Origin of the sequence: Pseudarthrobacter sp. NamB4, from assembly GCF_005796185.1 — a bacterium.
Taxonomy (GTDB): Bacteria; Actinomycetota; Actinomycetes; order Actinomycetales; family Micrococcaceae; genus Arthrobacter.
In genome coordinates this window covers 22,909-42,406 of the sequence record NZ_VAHM01000013.1, presented here as the reverse complement: position 1 = coordinate 42,406, position 19,498 = coordinate 22,909, and the positions used below count along the sequence as shown (strand labels likewise).

Below are 19,498 nucleotides of genomic sequence, written 5' to 3'. Positions count from 1 at the left end.
TCGCCCGGAATGGCGGGACTTCCGCCGGCAACCCAGTAGATTTAGGAAGCGAAGCACCCGCCTCAGCCACCCAGGAGATCCGAAAAACCTTGCACCTCAAAAGCCTGACCGTACGGGGGTTCAAGTCGTTCGCGTCCGCCACCACCTTCAATTTCGAACCCGGCGTTACTGCCGTGGTGGGTCCCAACGGCTCGGGGAAGTCCAACGTGGTAGACGCCCTCGCCTGGGTGATGGGCGAGCAGGGCGCCAAAACCCTCCGCGGCGGCAAGATGGAGGATGTCATCTTCGCCGGTACGTCCGGCCGGCCGCCCCTGGGCCGCGCCCACGTCGCGCTGACCATCGACAACAGTGACGGTGCCCTGCCCATCGAATACAGCGAAGTGACGATTTCGCGGACCCTCTTCCGCGCGGGCGGATCGGAATACGCCATCAACGGCGCCGGCTGCCGGCTGCTCGACATCCAGGAACTGCTGTCCGATTCGGGCCTCGGCAGGGAGATGCACGTCATTGTCGGCCAGGGCCAGCTGGACCGCGTCCTGCATGCCACCCCGGAGGAGCGCCGCGGCTTCATAGAGGAAGCCGCAGGCATCCTGAAGCACCGCCGCCGCAAGGAAAGGACCGTGCGCAAGCTGGAGGCCATGCAGGCCAACCTGCAGCGCCTCACCGACCTCACCGGCGAGATCCGACGGCAACTGACGCCGCTGGGCAAGCAGGCCGAAGTGGCGCGCCGCGCCCAGCGCGTCCAGTTCGATGTCCGGGACGCCCGCGCACGCCTGCTCGCGGATGACCTCGTCCAGGTGCAGCTCGCACTGGAAAAGGACGTCGCGGACGAAGCTGCCCTGAAGGAACGCCGTGCCTTTGCCGGCCAGCAGCTGGAGGTCGGCCGCCGGCAGCAGGCCGGGCTGGAGCAACTCGCGGCCGAGGCAACCCCCGAGCTGAACGCGGCCAGGGATACGTGGTACCGGTTGTCGGCCACCAGGGAGCGCCTTCGCTCCCTGGGCTTGCTGGCGCAGGAACGCTACCGCCTCCTCGGCTCCGTGGAGCCGCCGGCGGCCGGCCGGGATCCGGAACAGCTGGAACGCCAGGCGGCCAGGATTCGTGAGGAGCTTGCCGAACTGGAGCGAGTCATTCTGCAACGGCAAAGCGCCCTTGAAAAAGCCAGTGCGGCAAAAGCCGAGGCAGAGCGCGAGGCGCTCGCCGAGGACAAACGCCTGACGGCGGAACTCAGGGCAGCCGCTGACCGGCGGGAAGGACTGGCCAGGCTGGCGGGGCAGGTGGCCGCGGCGAGGTCGCGGGTGGAGTCCGCCCATGCCGAACTGGGCCGGCTGCGCCAATCACTGACGGCCGGTACTGAACGCCGCGCCCGCGCGCAGGCTGAGTTCACGGCGCTGGAAAACCAGGTGGCAGGCGTGGAGGCGGGGGAGGAGTCCCTCGACGCCGATTATGAGGCCGCCAGCGAGGCTTTGGACACCGTGGTGCAGGAGATTGCCGGCCTCCAGCAGGCCGTAGGCGAAGGACTCCGGAAACGCGACGCGCTGTCAGCAAGGCTCGATGCATTGAAGCTGGGCCTCGAGCGGAAAGACGGAGCAAGGCACGCGCTGCAGTCAGGCCTTGACGGAATACTGGGCACACTGGCAGCAGGACTAACGGTGGAAGCAGGCTTTGAACCGGCCATAGCTGCAGCCTTGGGTGAGGCCTCAGAGGCAGTCCTGGTCAAGGATGCCGGGACTGCCGCTGCCGTGCTTCAGCTGCTCAAGGATGACGACGCCGGCCGCGCGGCGCTGCTGCCCTCCTCGGCTTCGGGGGCGGAGGCTGCACCGGAAGGCAATGCCGCCGCCCTCCCCGCCGGTGCCAGCTGGGCCACCGACCTTGTCAGCTGCGAGGACCCCTACGCCCCGCTGGTTGCGCACCTCCTGTCCGGGGCCGCCGTCGTCCCGGACATCCAGGCAGCGGCCGCCCTGGTGGCCCGGCACCCGGAGCTGACGGCGGTCACCGGCTCCGGCGACGTCTTCACCGCGGTGTCAGTCACTGGCGGTTCGGCAAAGGCACCGTCACTCCTCGAGGTGCAGGCCGCAGTGGACGATGCCGAGAGCCGGCTCGCCGAGGTCAGGGCGGGGCTGGAGCGGAACCGGTTCGCCCTTGCCGGCGCGGAGGCAAGACGCGCCGCAGCCCAGGAACAGGCAGACGCTGCACTGGAGAGGCTGCATGAGTCTGACGCCAGGCTGGCCGCCGTCGCAGAACGGCTGGGCCACCTGAACTCCGTGCTCCGCAGCGCCGTCGGCGAAAGCGAACGCCTGGCGGCATCCCTGGCCAAGGCCGAGGCCAACGTCGCGGCAGAGGAGGAAGCCCTCGCCGCTGTGGCGGCACGCCTGGCGGCAGCCCAGGAAGCACCGCTGGAAGAGGAGCCCTCCACCCAGCACCGCGACCGCCTCGCCCAGGCCGCCTCCCAGGCACGGACCGCCGAGGTGGAAGCGCGCCTCTCACTCCGCAGCGCCGAGGAACAGCTGGCGGCCATCCGGAACCGGGCCACATCACTGGAGCGCGCCGCCGCCACCGAGCGCCGCGCCCGGGAGGAAGCCGCCCAACGCGCCCGACTGCGCCGCATGCAGGCGCGCCGCGCAGCTGCGGTATCCGCCGCCGTGAAACAGGCCCTGCAGTACCTGGACGTGTCCGTGGACGCCGCAAGACATGAACGGGACCTGGCTGAAGAAAACCGGGAGAAACGGGACCAGGCGCTCGCGGAGGCCAGGAGCGCCAACGATCTGCTGGCCCGGGAAGTTGCCGACCTCACGGACAACGTCCACCGCGACGAGCTTGCCCGGGCCCAGCAAAGGGCCCGGATCGAAGCCCTTGAAACCCGCTCCATCGATGAACTGGGAATCACCCCCGATGCCCTGGTGGCCGAATATGGGCCGGACGTTCCGGTTCCGGTCCCGGCCGAAGACAGCGGCGACAAGTGGGCAGCGCTTCGCGCCCCGGTGGATGAGGCCGGAGCGGAGATCGCGGAGGGCAAGCCCTATGTCCGCGCCGAGCAGGAGAAACGGCTCCGGAAGGCCGAACGGGACCTCGCCGGCCTGGGCCGGGTGAACCCGCTGGCGCTGGAGGAATTCGCGGCCCTCGAGGAGCGCCACCAGTTCCTCAGCACGCAGCTGGAGGACCTGAAGGCCAGCCGGAAGGATCTGCTGGACATCATCAAGGAGGTGGATGACCGCGTCCAGCGTGTTTTCACCGAAGCCTTCGAGGACACGCAAGCGCAGTTTGTCCGGGTGTTCGAGCGGCTGTTTCCCGGCGGGGAGGGGCGGCTTGTCCTCACCGACCCCTCGGACATGCTGACCACCGGCATCGAGGTGGAGGCGCGCCCTGCCGGCAAGAAAATCAAACGTCTTTCACTTCTCTCCGGCGGGGAGCGCTCACTGACCGCGGTGGCCCTGCTTGTTGCGATCTTCAAGGCCAGGCCCTCGCCGTTCTATGTCATGGATGAGGTGGAAGCCGCCCTGGACGACACCAACCTGGGCCGTTTGATCACCATCTTCGAAGAACTCCGGGAATCCAGCCAGCTCATTGTGATCACCCACCAAAAACGGACCATGGAGGTGGCCGACGCATTGTATGGAGTCACCATGCGTGGTGACGGCGTATCCACCGTGATCAGCCAGCGGCTGGGAGCCGACGTCTAAGGCACGGCCGCACAGCTGCGTAACGGCAGGTCAAGCGCTCTCCGGCCTCCGGGCGGCCTCCGGCGTTTGTGAGAAGCTAGGGGAGTGAATGACATCCTTCCCATAATTCTGTCCATCCTTGCTGCCCTGGTGGTTGTCGGCGGGCTGATTCCGGTCCTGGTGAAGACCCGGAGGAACATCACCCGGTACCCCGGCACCCGTGATGCCAATGATCCGGAGATGCCGCGGGGCGGCAGCACGGCGGTGGCTGACCGGCCTGAGGCGGCAGACCGGACGGTGCCGGCCCCTGTGGACCTCGAAGGGCTGGAGACCACTGAGGTCCCGGACAACGCCGCCGGCCTGGAAGTCATCCCGGTAGAAACCCCGCTGCCCGTGGCCGGGCGCCTGGTCCGCCTGCGTGAGCGGCTGGTACGGTCCAACAACATCATGGGCAAGGGGCTGCTGGCGCTGCTGTCCGGCGACAGGATCGACGAGGATGTCTGGGACGAAGTGGAGGAAACCCTCCTCCTGGCTGACCTCGGCACCGAACCCACCATGCAGCTGGTGGACTCGCTGCGTGAACGGGTTAAAGTGCTGGGCACCCGCACCCCGGAACAGGTCAAGGAGCTGCTCCGCGAGGAACTCATCAAGCTCGTGGACCCCACCATGGACCGCAGCCTCAACGTGCAGCGCCACGCCGACAAGCCGGCAGTCATGATGGTGGTGGGCGTCAACGGCGTGGGCAAGACCACCACGGTTGGCAAGCTCGCCCGGGTCCTGGTGGCCGAGGACAAGGACGTCCTGCTCGGAGCAGCGGACACGTTCCGTGCCGCCGCCGCAGAGCAGCTCGCCACCTGGGGCCAGCGCGTGGGTGTTCCCACCGTCAAGTCGGACATCGATGGCGCCGATCCCGCCTCCGTAGCTTATGAAGCCGTCAAGGCCGGCATCGACCAGGAAGTCGATGTGGTCATGATCGACACCGCCGGGCGGCTCCAGAACAAGGTGGGTCTCATGGACGAGCTCGGCAAGGTCAAGCGAGTCGTGGAGAAGCTCGCCGAGGTGGACGAGGTGCTCCTGGTGCTCGATGCCACCACCGGCCAGAACGGCCTGAACCAGGCCAGGGTCTTCTCGGAAGTCGTGAACATCACCGGAATCGTCCTCACCAAGCTGGACGGAACCGCCAAGGGCGGCATCGTCGTCGCCATCCAAAAAACGCTGGGCGTTCCGGTGAAGCTGATCGGCCTGGGTGAAGGCGCCGACGACCTCGCCCCCTTCGAAGCCGAAGGCTTCGTCGACGCACTCCTGAACTGACCCGTATCAAGAAGCCATGAAAAACGGCGGCCGCTCCCACGGGGGCGGGCGCCGTTGGTCAGTGGGCGGGGTCCACGGTCAGGACTTTACTGTCCGCAGCGTTTCCCTGGTGGTGAGCCAGCTGGCTGCCGCCACCACCATGATGCCGCCCGTGACACCGAAGGCCCAGCCGTAGCCCAACTGGTCAGCGAGCACACCAGCCAGGACCGGCCCAACGATCGCTCCGACGTCGGAGGTCATCTGGTACACGGCCAGGACCTTGCCGCCGGAGCGCCCGCTGCCGATGACATCGGCCACCGCGGCCTGCTGGGCAGGGCCGAAAAGGCCTGATCCGACGCCGGCCAGTGCTGACGCTGCCAGGAACCAGCCCAGCCCGGGCGTGAAGCCAATGGCGGCCGTGGCGGCTCCGGCCACCAGCAGCCCGGCGATCATCATGGGTCTGCGGCCCAGGGTGTCTGCCAGCCGGCCGGAGAAGGTAAGGGCTGCAGCGTTGCCGGCAGCAAAGACAGCCAACGCAAAGCCTGCCGCTTCAGGTCCTGAACCCAGGGCGGCGACGGCGAACAGCGGAACCGTGGCCATCCGGACACCAAAAGTCGCCCATCCGTTCACGAAGCTGGACAGCAGGGCTGTCCTGTACGCACGTTCGCCAAGGGCTTCGGCCAGGGGCATGTCGGGTGCGCGGTCCTGCCGCGGTCCGCTGCCCTGGCGCTGATGGCTCAGCTGGGTCTGGACCACGACGGCGGCCACCACCAGCGCCGCCGCGTAGGCCAGGAAGGGAACCCGCAGACCGAAGCCGGCCAGCAGCCCGCCCACGATAGGGCCGCAGACGTTTCCGACGAGGAAAGCCGACGCATAGGCTCCGGAAACGCGCCCCCTGCTCTCAGGCGGAGCGAGGCGCACCACCAGCGCCATCGACGCCACGGTGAACATCACCGAACCGGCTCCGCCAAGGCCACGGAAGAGCAGCAGCTGCCAGTAATCCTGGGCGAAGGCGCAGGCAGCCGTGGAGGCGGACACGATCAGCAGGCCACTGACGTAGACGGGGCGTTCACCGAGCCGGCCGATCAAGGCTCCGCCCGCCGGGGCAAAGACGAGGCGCATGAACGCGAAGATCGCCACAATCACGGACGCTTCGGTGTTTCCCACACCAAAGGTTGTGGCGAACTGTGGCAACACGGGCGCAACAAGCCCGAATCCGAGGGCAATCAGGAAGGCCGCCGCCAGCATCACCTTGATATCGCGCGGGAGCTTCTGCCTGTCCCGCCGCAGCATCGAAAGAATCCTTGAGGTGGCGCGGCTTACGCGGGGTCCTGCCGTCATGGTCGAGTGGTCCTTGCATACGGGTGCGCCGGGCATCGGCGGGGGAGGGGAAACATAACCGTAACAAGCCGGATATGCACCATTTACTTCCTAGAGGTTGTTGTAACAGCCACGCAATCTAAAACCTTCGTGGGCGAAACACGGCGCCGACACACTTTTTACAGGACGCAAAAGGCGTTGGCAGGCGGATCATCTCCGCAGTTTCGATCAGGAAGGACGTGCACCATGGAACTTACCGCAGGTCACGTATGGATCATGGTGTCGGCGGCGCTTGTGCTGCTCATGACACCGGGTCTGGCATTTTTCTACGGCGGCATGACCCGGGCCAAAGCCGCGCTGAACATGATGATGATGAGCTTCATCTCCATTGGCATGGTGGGAGTTGTCTGGGTTCTATGGGGCGCTTCCATGAGCTCCGGTGAGGGCTTCCTGCAGATCGTCGGCAACCCGTTCGCCACGTTCGGACTGGAAGGCATCGACACCCCTGACGGGCTGATCAAGGTCGGCTACGCCGCCACCTTCGCCATCATCACCGTCGCCCTGATCAGCGGCGCCATCGCGGACCGAGCCAAGTTCGGCGCCTGGAGCGTCTTCGTGCCCGTCTGGGTCACGCTGGTCTACTGCCCCCTGGCATACATGGTGTGGGGCGGCGGACTCTTCGGTCCCGAAGGCGCAGTGGGTCAGGCCCTCGGCCCGGCCATCGACTTCGCAGGCGGCACCGTTGTCCACATCAACGCCGGCGTTGCAGCACTGGTCCTGGTCCTGATCATCGGCAACCGCAAGGGCTTCGGAAAGGACCCGAACCACCGCCCGCACAACATCCCGTTCGTGATGCTCGGCGCAGCCATCCTGTGGTTCGGCTGGTTCGGCTTCAACGGCGGCGCTGCCGCCACCGCGGAACAGGGCGGCCTGATCTGGGTGAACACCCTCGCCGCCCCCGCTGCCGCAATGCTCGGCTGGCTCGTGACCGAGCGAATCCGCGACGGCCACCCCACCTCGCTGGGTGCAGCCTCCGGTGTCGTTGCCGGCCTCGTCGCCATCACCCCCGCCTGCGCCAACGTCAGCCCGGTCGCAGCACTTGGCCTCGGCGTCGTGGCAGGCGTGGCCTCCGCCCTGGCCGTGGGCCTGAAGTTCCGCTGGGGCTTCGATGACTCACTGGACGTCGTGGGCGTACACCTTGTCTCCGGCATCATCGGCACCGTGGCACTGGGCTTCATCGCACTGCCTGCCGACGGTGTGGGCGGCGGCCTCTTCTACGGCGGCGGCATGGCCCAGATGTGGGCACAGCTCGCAGCCGCCGGCATCGCCATCGCCTACTCGGCCATCCTGACGGCGATCATCGCCCTGGCCATCCACAAGACCATGGGCTTCCGGGTCTCGCAGGAACAGGAGACGGTGGGTGTGGACCTCAGCCTCCACGCCGAGACCGCCTACGAGTTCGGCGTCGGCGGCCACGGCGGGAGCTTCCAGCCGCTGCACGACATGATCACGGGCAAGACCCAGACAGACAACGCGCAGGCTTCCGCAGCAACAGCGGATGCGCAGAAGACTGAATCAGCAACAGGCAAGGAAAGCGTGGGGGCATGAAACTGATTACTGCGATCGTCAGGCCGGAAAAGCTCGAAGCCATCCGGGAAGGACTGGAGGCCTATGGCGTGCAGGGTCTGACGGTCAGCGCGGCCAGCGGCTACGGCCGGCAGCGCGGCTACACGGAGGTCTATCGCGGTGCGGAGTACAACGTGGACCTGCTGCCGAAGATCCGGGTCGAGGTCCTGGCCACGGACGAACAGGCCGACGACATCCTGGACGTCATCATCGCCAGCTCGAATACGGGCAGGGCCGGGGACGGCAAGGTCTGGACCGTCGACGTCTCCGAGGCGGTTCGCGTCCGCACCGGCGAACGCGGCGTCGCAGCCATCTAGGGCAGCCACACAAGACAACAACAGCAGGGCGGGCAGGAAAACCGGACGGTTTCCTGCCCGCCCTGCTGTTGTCCCGCTTAGTCCCTTGCTGCAGTGGTGGGCCAGCCGGCGGGACCTGCAGAGCCGGCGTCGTACTCCTCCAACGGCACCGCATCCTGCTGCCAGGCCTTCAGCACGGGCTCGACAATCCGCCAGCATTCCTCCGCCGTGTCGCCGCGGACGGACAGCAGCGGGTCGCCCGCCAGCACGCCTTCAAGGACCTCACCGTAGGGGAGGAGTTCGGATGCGCTCAGCTCCGCATCCAGCGTTACCCGGCCCAGGCTGAAGATGTTGCCCGGCCCGTTGACATCGACGTCGAAGGCCAGGGTGTCCGGCCCGAAGCCGATCCGGAGCTGGTTGGGTGCGTCGACCCCGGTGAAACCCTGCGGCAGGTGGGGGACCGGGCGGAAGGTCACCACGGCTTCCTTGCGTTTCACACCCAGCGCCTTGCCGGACCGCAGGATGAACGGCACGCCTTTCCAGCGCCAGTTATCGATGTTCACCTGCACCTCGGCGAGGGTCTCGGTTTCCCGCGCCGCGTCCACGCCTTCCTCCCGGGCGTAGTCCGGAACAACCTTCCCGCCCACCTGGCCGGTTGTGTAGCGTGCCCTGCGGGTGGACCCGGAATACGGGGGCCGGACGCTGCTCGCGCGCAGCACTGTGGAAACGGCATCGCGCAGGTCACGTTCACCAATGCTTGCAGGAGGCTCGATGGCCATCAGTGCCATGATCTGCAGGAGGTGGCTCTGGATCATGTCCCGCAGGGCACCGGCAGCGTCGTAATATCGTGCCCGGCCTTCCAGCGCCAGGTCCTCGTCAAAGATGATTTCCACTTTTTCCACGTGCTGCCGGTTCCACACCGGTTCCAGGAAGTTATTCGCGAAGCGCAGGCCCAGGATGTTCAGCACCGTGGCCTTGCCCAGGAAGTGGTCCACGCGGTGGATGTGGTCTTCGGGGACCAGCCGGACCAGGGTCTGGTTCAGGGACCGGGCAGATTCCTCGCTGGAACCGAAGGGTTTTTCCATCACCAGCCGGGTGCCCGCCGGGACCTGCCCGGGCCGGAGGGACTCGCAGGCGAGCTGGCTGATCCGGGGCGGCAGCGCGAAGTAGACGGCGGTGGGGCCATCGAGGGTGGAAAGCAGCGACGCGAGGGCGCCCTCGGCGGTGACATCCAGCTGGTGGTACACCGTTTCCTTTTCGAGGGCCTGGAGGGCCTCCTTCCACTCGGGGCCCGCGGCCCCTGCCGCCCCTGCGAAGGACGCCTGCACCCGCTCCCGCCACTGCTCAGGAGTCCAGGGATCGGAGCCTGCTCCGACAAGCTGCAGCCCTGCCGCCCGGCCCTTGGCCACCAGCCGGGCAAGGCCTGGGAGCAGCAGCCGGCCGGTAAGGTCTCCTGAGGCGCCAAGGATGAGCAGGGTTCTTACAGTTGGTTGGCTCGTCATTTTGCCAGCATGCCACCTTCAGGTCCCGACTTGGTACCCTAGATAGTCGAGTCCCGATCATCCACTGAAAGAAGTGCACGTCGCGTGTTCAATTCACTCTCTGACCGGTTGACAGCAACCTTTAGGAATCTCCGCGGAAAAGGACGCCTCACCGAGGCCGATGTTGATGCAACAGTCCGCGAGATCCGCCGTGCCCTTCTGGACGCCGACGTTGCCGTACCAGTAGTCCGTGAGTTCACCGGCCGGGTCCGGGAACGGGCACTCGGTGCCGAGGTTTCGGGTGCACTGAACCCGAGCCAGCAGATCGTGAAGATCGTTAATGAGGAACTCGTGGAGATTCTCGGCGGCGAAACCCGCCGGATCCGCCTGGCCAAGAGCGGCCCCACCATCATTATGCTGGCCGGTCTCCAGGGTGCCGGTAAGACCACCCTCGCCGGCAAGCTGTCCAAATGGCTCAAGGCCCAGGGCCACAGCCCCATGCTGGTGGCGTGCGACCTCCAGCGCCCCAACGCCGTCACCCAGCTCCAGGTGGTGGGCCAGCGCGCCAAGGTGCCGGTGTTCGCGCCCCACCCCGGTGCCACGTCCACCGAGCTCGACCAGCCCGCAGGCGATCCTGTAGCCGTTGCACGTGCCGGTGTGGAGGAAGCCCGGCAGAAGCTGCACGATGTCGTGATCGTTGACACCGCTGGCCGCCTGGGCGTGGATACGGACATGATGGAGCAGGCGCGCCAGATCCGCCGCGCCATCGTTCCCAACGAGGTCCTGTTCGTCATCGACTCGATGATTGGCCAGGACGCCGTGAACACGGCGCTTGCCTTCGATGAGGGCGTCAACTTCACAGGCATCGTCCTGTCAAAGCTCGACGGCGACGCCCGCGGCGGTGCCGCCCTCTCGGTCGCGTCGGTCACCGGAAAGCCGGTCATGTTTGCGTCCACCGGCGAAGGCCTGGACGACTTCGAACTCTTCCACCCGGACCGGATGGCTTCGCGCATCCTGGACATGGGTGACGTCCTCACCCTGATCGAGCAGGCGGAGAAGTCCTGGGACAAGGACGAGGCAGCCCGGATGGCGAAGAAATTCGCTGACCAGGAGGACTTCACCCTCGAGGACTTCCTTGCCCAGATGCAGCAGATCCGCAACATGGGGTCCATGAAGAAGATGCTCATGATGATGCCGGGTGCGCAGAACATCCGCCAGCAGCTGGAGCAGTTCGACGAGCGCGAGATTGACCGCGTGGAGGCCATTGTGCGGTCCATGACCCCGCACGAGCGCGTGGCTCCCAAGATCATCAACGGTTCACGCCGTGCGCGCATCGCCCGCGGTTCCGGAGTCCACGTGTCCGAGGTCAACGGCCTGCTGGAGCGCTTTGCCCAGGCCCAGAAGATGATGAAGAAGATGGCCCAGGGCGGCATGCCGGGGATGCCCGGAATGCCGGGGCTGCCCGGTGCCGGCGGCGGGGCCCGGAAGAACGCCAAGAACGCGCCCAAGAAGAAGGCCAAGTCCGGCAACCCGGCCAAGGCTGCCCAGGAGCGCAAGGAAGCCGAGGCCCGCCGGGCCAACGCTGCCAAGGCGCTTCCCACCGGAGCAGCCTTTGGCCAGCAGCCGGGTGATTTCGATCCTTCCCAGCTGAACCTGCCCAAGGGCTTCGACAAGTTCCTGGGCAAGTAACGCTTCCCCGGCCAGGCAGCAGCAGGTGTCGTTTTGAGTGTTCATAACGACACCAGCTGCTGCTCACTTGGGATGTCGTTGCCGTGGAATAGGGTTGGGTCATGTTCAAGCAGAGGGTAGTGTTCGTGCACGGCGCGGGCAGCTTCGGTGCTGCGGCATGGCCCCGGCAGCATGGCATGGCCTTGTCCTACGACGCCCTGTTCCTGCGCCGGCATGGATACGATCCCACGGCTGAACCCGTCGAATCCTCCTTCGGGGAGGATGCCCGCATCCTGCTGCGGTCCCTAGCCGATGACGGCCGCGGCGTCGCCGGCGGGCACGTTGTGGCACATTCCCAGGGCGCCATCGCAGCGATGATGGCCGCCGTCGAACGTCCCGATCTGGTCTACTCGCTGACGCTGGTGGAACCGGCCTGCCTTTCACTGACCGCCGAACTGCCCGCCACGTCGGCACATATCGGGCTGATGCAGCCCCTGTTCGCCGTCAGGCACCAGCTCAATGACGAGGACTTCCAGCGGGAATTCGTCCGCAGGGTCTACGCCACCGATCTTCAGCAGCCGGTCACGGCGGAGGAGAAGCGCTCTGCCAGGCGGCTGCGGCTGCAGGCCCCTTTTTGGGAAGCTCCGCTGCACATCGTGCCCGGGGTGCCGACGCTCGTCCTGACCGGCGGCTGGGAACCCCTGTATGAGGAGATCGCCGGCTACCTCCGGGAAACCGGGGCCCTTCACCGCACTGCCACCGGCGGGCACCGGCCCCATGACTCCGTCGAGGGGGACCGCATCATCCGGTCCTTCATCAGCGATGCCAGCCGGGTGCAGGCACGCGCGTCCTGACTCTCCCTCCCCGGGTGTAGCCCCGTCCGGCCGGCCCCCAATTGCCAGCCGGACGGGTGCCTGCAGGGGCCGCTAACGCGGTCCTTCCATGGGAACGGCAGGCTCCGGCAAGTAGACCTTGCCTCCGGCTGCCAGGAACTCCTCGCTCTTTCCCTTCATGCCCGCGGCCGCTTCCGCCAGGGCTGTCTGTGATCGGGCTGACCCGTATTCGTCCCGGATGTCCTGGCTGATGCGCATCGAGCAGAACTTCGGCCCGCACATCGAGCAGAAGTGCGCGGTCTTGGCCGGCTCGGCGGGCAGGGTCTCGTCGTGGAACGCCTCAGCCGTTACCGGATCCAGGGACAGGGCGAACTGGTCACGCCAGCGGAACTCGAAGCGTGCCTTGGACAGGGCGTCGTCGCGCTCGTGCGCTCCCGCGTGGCCCTTGGCGAGATCTGCCGCATGCGCGGCAATCTTGTAGGTGATGACGCCGGTCTTTACGTCATCCTTGTTGGGAAGGCCAAGGTGTTCCTTCGGCGTGACGTAGCACAGCATGGCCGTGCCGTACCGGGCAATTTCCGTAGCTCCGATGGCCGAGGTGATGTGGTCGTAGCCCGGCGCGACGTCCGTAACCAGAGGCCCAAGCGTGTAGAAAGGCGCACCTTTGCACAGTTCCTGCTGGCGCTCCACGTTTTCCCGGACAAGGTGGAAGGGAATGTGCCCGGGGCCCTCCACCATCACCTGCACATCGTATTTCCAGGCACGTGCGGTCAGCTCCGCCAGCGTGTCCAGTTCCGCGAACTGGGCTGCGTCGTTGGCATCCGCTGTTGAACCCGGCCGCAGTCCGTCGCCGAGGGAAAACGCCACGTCGTACTTGGCGAAGATTTCGCAGAGCTCGTCGAAGTGCGTGTACAGGAAGTTTTCCTGGTGGTGGGCCAGGCACCAGCCGGCCATGATGGAACCGCCGCGCGAGACGATGCCCGTAACCCGGTGCGCGGTGAGCGGCACATACCGCAGCAGGACCCCGGCGTGGATGGTCATGTAGTCCACACCCTGCTCGCACTGCTCAATGACGGTATCCCGGAACACTTCCCAGGTCAGCTCGTTGGTTTGGCCGTTAACCTTTTCCAGCGCCTGGTAAATCGGAACAGTCCCGATCGGGACGGGGGAGTTGCGAATGATCCACTCCCTGGTGGTGTGGATGTCATCGCCGGTGGACAGGTCCATCACGGTGTCAGCGCCCCACTGGGTGGCCCACTGCAGCTTGTCCACCTCTTCGGCTATGGAGCTGGTGACGGCCGAGTTGCCGATGTTCGCGTTGATCTTGACCAGGAAGGCCTTGCCGATGATCATCGGTTCCGACTCAGGGTGGTTGATGTTGCTGGGGATGATGGCCCGGCCTGCGGCCACTTCGCTGCGGACGAGTTCCACACTGCAGTTCTCCCGCAGTGCCACGAAACGCATCTCGGGGGTGATGATGCCTTGCCGGGCATAGTGCATCTGCGTCACAGTCTTACCTTCGACGGCGCGGCGGAGCACCGGCAGCGCCCCCTTCCACTCAGCTGATGCTGCGCCGCGGCGGACGGCCGAGCGGCCGTCGTCGAGCAGGTTCCGCTCCCGGCCGCCGTACGCCTCGGTGTCCCCCCGCTCTACGATCCACCCGGAGCGGAAGGGGCTGAGGCCGTGGACAGGGTCGCTGCCCGGACCTGCCGTGCGGTAGGTCCGGAAGGGGGCGTTCGCCTCACCGTTGGGGGAGGGCTCCAAGGCAATTTCGGTCACTGGAACCCGGATGCCGGACTCCGCATCCTCGACGAAGGCCAGCGAATGGGATTTCAGCGACTGTGTGAATGGCTGCGCCCGGGCAGCCCCGGACCGGGCACTGCGGGCCTGATTTTGGGCAGGGTAGAGCCGTTCTTTTGGTGTACTCAAGGAATACTCACTTCCTTCGCCGGCATTACCCGGACAGGTTCGACGGTCGCAGGCTGCCTCAGCCCGATCTCAGCCCCTGCAGGGGCACCCGTGTGGTCAGGAACGAAGCTACCACAGCGCCCTGGCGGGTGAAAGGAAAAACGGTTGTCATATTGCGGTGCTAGCCTGACGGGCGAGGAAGAAGGGGTGCGCATGCCGGAAGTCATCGGGTTCACCGGGGCGGTTCTGACCGGGCCCCACCGTGAGCAGCAAGGGCTCTGGTCAGTTGACGGAACGCTGACATTCACCCGCCCGCAGCAGGAGCCCGACGTGCTTTTGGACGGCTGGGTGCTGCCGGGCTTCGTGGACGCACACTGCCACATCGGCCTCGGTCCGGGCGGTCCGGTTGATCCTGCCGTTGCCGAAGAACAGGCCCGGACAGATCTTGCAGCCGGCACCCTGCTGGTCCGCGACGCGGGGTCCCCTGCGGATACACGATGGCTGCAGGGCCGCAGCGGCGTCCCGGTGATCATCCGCGCCGGCCGGCACGTTGCACGCACCCGCCGGTACCTCCGCGGGTTTGCGGACGAGGTTGAACCCGACGGCCTGGTGGAAGCCATCAGGAAGCAGGCCCGGGCCGGTGACGGCTGGGTCAAACTCGTTGCCGACTGGATTGACCGGGGCGCCGGCGACCTGGCGCCCTCCTTTCCGGCCGCCGTCGTCCGTGATGCCGTGCAGGCAGCCCACGACGAGGGCGCGCGGGTTACGGCGCACTGCTTTGCCGAAGAGACGCTCGACGACATGCTGGATGCCGGGATCGACTGCGTGGAGCACGCCACCGGACTGCTGCCACGGCATCTTGCCCGGTTCGTGGAGCAGCAAGTACCGATTGTGCCCACCCTGATCAATATCGCCACCTTCCCGGACATTGCCGCCCGGGCAGAACTAAAGTTTCCGCGGTACGCGGCGCATATGCGGTCGCTGTGGCAACGGCGGGCGGAGCGGGTGCTCGAGGCGTACGAGGCAGGGGTGCGGATCTATGCCGGTACCGATGCCGGCAGCGTCATCCGGCACGGCAGGATTGCCCACGAAATCCTGGCCCTGCATGCAGCAGGACTGCCCATGCCAGCGGCGCTTGACGCAGCCGCCTGGAGTGCGCGGACGTGGCTGGGGGCAGCGGGAATCCGGGAGGGAGCGCCCGCGGACGTGGTCCTCTTCCGGGACGATCCGCGGATGGTGCCCGGGGTGGTGAAGGAGCCCGAGCACGTTGTCCTCCGCGGGCGGGTGATCGGCTGAGGACTTGGCCCTGATTTTACCCCCGCAGGGTTGGAATAAATTGAAGCTTCAAGTAATTTTAAGGGTGAAAGGCCTCCGCTCCGGGACGGCCTCGACCACCGGGAGTTTTCAATGACTGCACAAGCCACCAGCCAGGATCTTCTTCCTGCCGATCTCGCCATGGGCACTGTCATGCTCAAGGTGGGCGACATGAACGTCATGACTGATTATTACCAGCGGGCCCTTGGCCTTGAGGTTGTCGCCGAACAGGACGGCGGACTGTACCTCGGGCGGCTGCAGAAGCCGCTGGTGCACCTTGCCCCGGCCCCCGGGCTGAACCTTCCGGGCAGGGGAGAAGCCGGGCTCTTCCACACGGCGCTGCTGTTCCAGAATCAGGCGGATTTGGCAGCAACCATCGCCACTGCAGCGCAGTACGAACCCCGTTCCTTTACAGGCAGTGCCGACCACCTGGTCAGCGAGGCGTTCTACTTCAACGATCCCGAGGGCAACGGGATCGAGCTCTACTGGGACCGGCCGCGCAGCAACTGGTCCTGGAACGGCACGGACGTGGTGATGGACAGCCTGGCGCTGCCGCCGCAGCGGTACCTTGAGCAGCACCTCACCGAGGAATCCCTCGAGCGCCAGCGCGGCAGCGTGGCAGGAGTTGGCCACGTGCACCTCCAGGTGGGCGACGTCCAGACGGCACGCGACTTCTACGTGGGGACGCTTGGCTTCGAGAAGACCGCCGGCTGGCATGGGCAGGCGCTGTTTGTCTCGGCAGGGCGCTACCACCACCACATGGCCATGAACGTGTGGAACAGCCGCGGCGCCGGACCCCGGAAGGACACCCTGGGCCTCGGCGAGGTGCTCATCGAGGTCCCGTCAGGGGACGACGTCGGCGCCCTCGCCGACCGCCTCAAAGTCGCCGGCGTTGCTGCCCGCCACACAGGAGTCGAACTGCGGTTTGAGGATCCATGGCGGAACCGGATCCGGGTGGCAGTGCGCTGACTGGGGCCGCGCCGCCGGGGAAGCCGGCGGCGGCTGTACTAGGCTGAATCCGAACCTGCTGAACCCGAACGGCCGGCCGGCATCTGCTGCTTCCTGACGGGCCATACCATCAACGGAATGAGGGCACTTCCCCATGGGCTTCACCGAAATCTTTGTGGCCACCCATGATGCCGCGCTGGAACGCGCAGGCATCCTTGACCAGGGCGGTCATGCGCCTGCCGGTGACGCGGTCCGGATCCCGGGAATCACCGACTTCGAGGTTGAACAGCTGGGAGACCTGGCCGGCATCGCTGTGCACGCCGGCGGGGCGGATTACGAGCTGACCATGGTGGACGTGGCGAGTGACTCGCTCCTGGCGGTTCCGCCGGCCATGGTGCGCGCCCTGGCCGACCTGTTGTCCTACGAAACCGAAGGCGAAGGCAATGTCCTCGATGATGTTGCCGAGCAGTGGGCGGCCCAGGAGGACATGCCCTTTGGTGCCGCCGAGGCACGGACCTATGTGCACCAGGTGGCCGAACTCGCCGGCGGAATTGGCGACTCGGAGCGTACCGGCCTCTACGTCTGGTCCGTCTGAGCTGTCCCCGGCGCAACCTGTCGGGGCCGGCGCCGGTGTCAAGTCGAAATCCGGACGCTGATCTGGCACAATAAACAGGTACTCGATCGGCGTGGCCCCTCTCTCCGCGTCAGGATCCTGTCCTTCGAATCCGCAAGTACGGCCCGCCCCACGGGTGCAGAACGCCGGGTTCACCCCCTTTTCTGAAACAGGAGTGACCACAACAGTGGCCGTAAAGATTCGCCTTAAGCGCTTCGGCAAGATGCGCGCCCCGTACTACCGCATCGTCGTCGCGGACTCACGCACCAAGCGTGACGGCCGCGCCATCGAGGAGATCGGCAAGTACCACCCCACCGAAGAGCCCTCATACATCGAGGTCGACTCTGAGCGTGCGCAGTACTGGCTGTCCGTCGGCGCCCAGCCGTCCGAGCAGGTCGCCGCGATCCTCAAGATCACTGGTGACTGGCAGAAGTTCAAGGGCCTGCCGGGCCAGGAAGGCACCCTGAAGACCAAGTCTGAGAAGGAAGCCTTCGTTGCCCCGGAAAAGGGTTCCGTGATCATCCCGGAAGCCATCACCAAGAAGGCATCCAAGTCTGACGCCGCCGAAGCACCTGCCGAGGCCGAAGCAGAGACCACCGAGGCTGAGTAGATTGCTGGCAGAAGCGCTGGAACACCTGGTCCGGGGGATCGTTGATTCTCCGGAAGATGTCAAGGTCAGCTCCAAGAGCAACCGCCGCGGGGACACCCTCGAAGTGCGTGTGCACCAGGACGACCTCGGACGGGTGATTGGCCGCCAGGGCCGCACGGCGCGCGCACTGCGCACCGTAGTGGCAGCCCTGGCCGGCGGGGAGCCGGTACGGGTCGACGTCGTCGACACCGACCGCCGCCGCTGAGCGCTCGGCAACCTCCAGTTTTTGGCTCCGGCCCCTTCACCAATGCGGTGGAGGGGCCGGAGTGCTTTCACCAGTACACGTGGACCAACCACAACCCGAACAGAGGAACAAATGCAGCTTCAGGTGGCACGAATCGGCAAACCCCACGGCATCCGCGGGGAAGTTACGGTCCAGGTCCTGACCGATGCCCCTGAGGACCGGTTTGTGCCTGGCACCGAATTCGTGGTTGAGCCGGCATCCCATGGCCCGCTGACCGTGAGCAGCGCCCGCTGGAACAAGGACATCCTGCTTCTGGGGTTCGACCAAATTGCCACCCGCAATGAAGCGGAAACCCTCCGCGGAGCCAAGCTCTTCATCGAAACCGAAGAACTGGACGAGGATGACGACGAGGGCTGGTACGAGCATGAGCTCGTTGGGCTCGAGGCCCGGGTGGGCTCCCAGGTCGTCGGCAAGGTTGCCGCCCTCAACACCATGCCTGTCCAGGACCTGCTGGTGGTCACCACGCCGGCCGGCGATGAGGTCCTGATCCCCTTCGTGGAGCAGATCGTTCCCGAAGTCAACATCGACCAAGGGTACATCCTCCTCACTCCGCCGGACGGCCTCTTCGAACTGAATTCGGAAGACGTGCCTGCCTCACCCGAGGCGGAGGGAAAAGCGTAGATGCGGATCGACGTCGTCACCATATTCCCCGAGTACCTGGCCCCGCTGGAACTCTCGCTGATCGGAAAGGCCCGGCAGGACGGCCTGCTGGACCTGCGCGTCCATGATCTCCGCGCGTTCACCACGGACAGGCACCGGACCGTGGATGACACCCCCTATGGCGGCGGCGCCGGCATGGTGATGAAGCCTGAACCCTGGGCCCAGGCCCTCGCGGCGATCGTTGACGACCGCCCGCAAAATGCGGGAAAGCCCGTCCTGATCGTCCCGTCGCCCGCGGGCGAACGCTTCACCCAGGCCCTTGCCTACGAACTGGCAGAGGAAGAGCACCTGGCGTTCGCGTGCGGCCGCTATGAGGGGATCGACGAGCGCGTGATCGAGTGGTCCCGGGAACACTTCGACGTCCGTCCCGTCAGCCTCGGGGATTATGTCCTGAACGGCGGGGAGGTGGCTGTGCTGGCCATGGTTGAGGCCATCGGCCGCCTCCTGCCCGGTGTGGTGGGCAACCCCGAATCGTTGGTGGAGGAGTCCCACTCCGACGGCTTGCTGGAGTACCCCGTCTACACCAAACCCTCGGTGTGGCGGGAGCGGGAAGTGCCGGCGGTGCTGCTGAGCGGCAACCACGGCAGGATCGCCCAGTGGCGGCGGCACGAACAGTTCCGCCGGACCGCTGAGCGGCGTCCTGACCTCCTCGAAGGGTTCGACGCCGCCAAGCTGCCACGTGCCGACCGCGAGGAACTGCAGGACCTGGGGTACGACGTCGTAGACGGCCGCCTGCGCCGCCGGCCGGACAGCGCGGGTGTCCCGCACGGCTGACCTGCCGGGATTGGCTGTAACCTGCCCAGTGTGGCAAAATTAGTCCTTGTGTCTGCTGGGTCCGCACCTGCCACAGGGGGAGCGCAACCAACAGCCAAGACAACCGGCCCCGTCAATCAGTGAAGGGGCCGGACACTTAACTTTCGGCAGAAATCTGCGGTCCGCCAGTACGGCGTCCGGGCTTTCCTGCCGTGACCCAAAGTGAATGACCTGTGGCG

At 66.3% G+C, this 19,498-nt stretch carries 16 protein-coding genes and 1 riboswitch; of the genes, 13 read left to right on the top strand and 3 right to left on the bottom strand.

Annotated elements, in window-relative coordinates; all coding sequences use genetic code 11:
- Positions 1-89: 89 nt before the first annotated feature.
- Positions 90-3,677 (top strand): chromosome segregation protein SMC, encoded by a 3,588-nt coding sequence (smc, locus tag FDW81_RS13040; protein WP_171027207.1) that lies wholly within the window; start codon positions 90-92, stop codon positions 3,675-3,677.
- 84 nt (positions 3,678-3,761) lie between these two features.
- Positions 3,762-4,967 (top strand): signal recognition particle-docking protein FtsY, encoded by a 1,206-nt coding sequence (gene ftsY, locus FDW81_RS13035; RefSeq protein ID WP_138134613.1) that lies wholly within the window; start codon positions 3,762-3,764, stop codon positions 4,965-4,967.
- Between the two features lie 78 nt (positions 4,968-5,045).
- Here ftsY and FDW81_RS13030 read toward each other — a convergent pair whose 3' ends face one another.
- Positions 5,046-6,287 (bottom strand): MFS transporter, encoded by a 1,242-nt coding sequence (locus tag FDW81_RS13030; RefSeq protein WP_370279024.1) that lies wholly within the window; start codon positions 6,285-6,287, stop codon positions 5,046-5,048.
- Positions 6,288-6,512: 225 nt separating this feature from the next.
- On the opposite strand from FDW81_RS13030, the gene FDW81_RS13025 reads away from it, so the two are divergent.
- Both FDW81_RS13025 and FDW81_RS13020 read left to right on the top strand, forming a co-directional pair.
- Positions 6,513-7,874 carry an ammonium transporter gene (locus tag FDW81_RS13025; protein WP_138134612.1) on the top strand — a complete coding sequence of 454 codons (1,362 nt, stop codon included), beginning with the start codon at positions 6,513-6,515 and terminating at the stop codon, positions 7,872-7,874.
- On the top strand, positions 7,871-8,209 hold the full coding sequence (locus tag FDW81_RS13020) for a P-II family nitrogen regulator (protein WP_013601408.1): 339 nt from the start codon (positions 7,871-7,873) through the stop codon (positions 8,207-8,209). The genes FDW81_RS13025 and FDW81_RS13020 overlap by 4 nt, the downstream gene beginning before the upstream one ends.
- A 77-nt stretch (positions 8,210-8,286) precedes the next feature.
- Here FDW81_RS13020 and FDW81_RS13015 read toward each other — a convergent pair whose 3' ends face one another.
- Positions 8,287-9,690, bottom strand: coding sequence for a glucose-6-phosphate dehydrogenase (locus tag FDW81_RS13015; protein ID WP_138134611.1), 1,404 nt, complete (start codon positions 9,688-9,690; stop codon positions 8,287-8,289).
- Positions 9,691-9,774: 84 nt separating this feature from the next.
- Between FDW81_RS13015 and ffh the strand changes: the two genes are divergently transcribed.
- Together ffh and FDW81_RS13005 are read left to right on the top strand one after the other, a co-directional pair.
- On the top strand, positions 9,775-11,358 hold the full coding sequence (ffh, locus tag FDW81_RS13010) for a signal recognition particle protein (RefSeq protein WP_138134610.1): 1,584 nt from the start codon (positions 9,775-9,777) through the stop codon (positions 11,356-11,358).
- Positions 11,359-11,459: 101 nt separating this feature from the next.
- Positions 11,460-12,191, top strand: a complete 732-nt coding sequence (locus FDW81_RS13005) for an alpha/beta fold hydrolase (protein WP_138134609.1) — start codon at positions 11,460-11,462, stop codon at positions 12,189-12,191.
- A 72-nt stretch (positions 12,192-12,263) separates the two neighbouring features.
- Here FDW81_RS13005 and thiC read toward each other — a convergent pair whose 3' ends face one another.
- On the bottom strand, positions 12,264-14,099 hold the full coding sequence (gene thiC / locus FDW81_RS13000; RefSeq protein WP_138134608.1) for a phosphomethylpyrimidine synthase ThiC: 1,836 nt from the start codon (positions 14,097-14,099) through the stop codon (positions 12,264-12,266).
- Positions 14,094-14,201, bottom strand: a riboswitch (TPP riboswitch). Its footprint overlaps the gene before it by 6 nt.
- 90 nt (positions 14,202-14,291) lie before the next feature.
- Here thiC and FDW81_RS12995 point away from each other — a divergent pair.
- From FDW81_RS12995 to trmD, 7 genes are all read left to right on the top strand, one after another.
- Positions 14,292-15,374 (top strand): amidohydrolase family protein, encoded by a 1,083-nt coding sequence (locus FDW81_RS12995; RefSeq protein WP_138134607.1) that lies wholly within the window; start codon positions 14,292-14,294, stop codon positions 15,372-15,374.
- Positions 15,375-15,485: 111 nt separating this feature from the next.
- Positions 15,486-16,361, top strand: coding sequence for a VOC family protein (locus tag FDW81_RS12990; RefSeq protein ID WP_138134606.1), 876 nt, complete (start codon positions 15,486-15,488; stop codon positions 16,359-16,361).
- Between the two features lie 133 nt (positions 16,362-16,494).
- Positions 16,495-16,935 (top strand): hypothetical protein, encoded by a 441-nt coding sequence (locus FDW81_RS12985; protein ID WP_138134605.1) that lies wholly within the window; start codon positions 16,495-16,497, stop codon positions 16,933-16,935.
- 205 nt (positions 16,936-17,140) lie between these two features.
- Positions 17,141-17,563, top strand: a complete 423-nt coding sequence (rpsP, locus tag FDW81_RS12980; RefSeq protein WP_138134604.1) for a 30S ribosomal protein S16 — start codon at positions 17,141-17,143, stop codon at positions 17,561-17,563.
- Between the two features lies 1 nt (position 17,564).
- Complete coding sequence (locus FDW81_RS12975) at positions 17,565-17,807, top strand: RNA-binding protein (protein ID WP_138134603.1); 243 nt, start codon at positions 17,565-17,567, stop codon at positions 17,805-17,807.
- 111 nt (positions 17,808-17,918) lie between these two features.
- On the top strand, positions 17,919-18,467 hold the full coding sequence (rimM, locus tag FDW81_RS12970; RefSeq protein WP_138134602.1) for a ribosome maturation factor RimM: 549 nt from the start codon (positions 17,919-17,921) through the stop codon (positions 18,465-18,467).
- Positions 18,468-19,280, top strand: a complete 813-nt coding sequence (trmD, locus tag FDW81_RS12965) for a tRNA (guanosine(37)-N1)-methyltransferase TrmD (RefSeq protein WP_138134601.1) — start codon at positions 18,468-18,470, stop codon at positions 19,278-19,280.
- Positions 19,281-19,498: the final 218 nt, after the last annotated feature.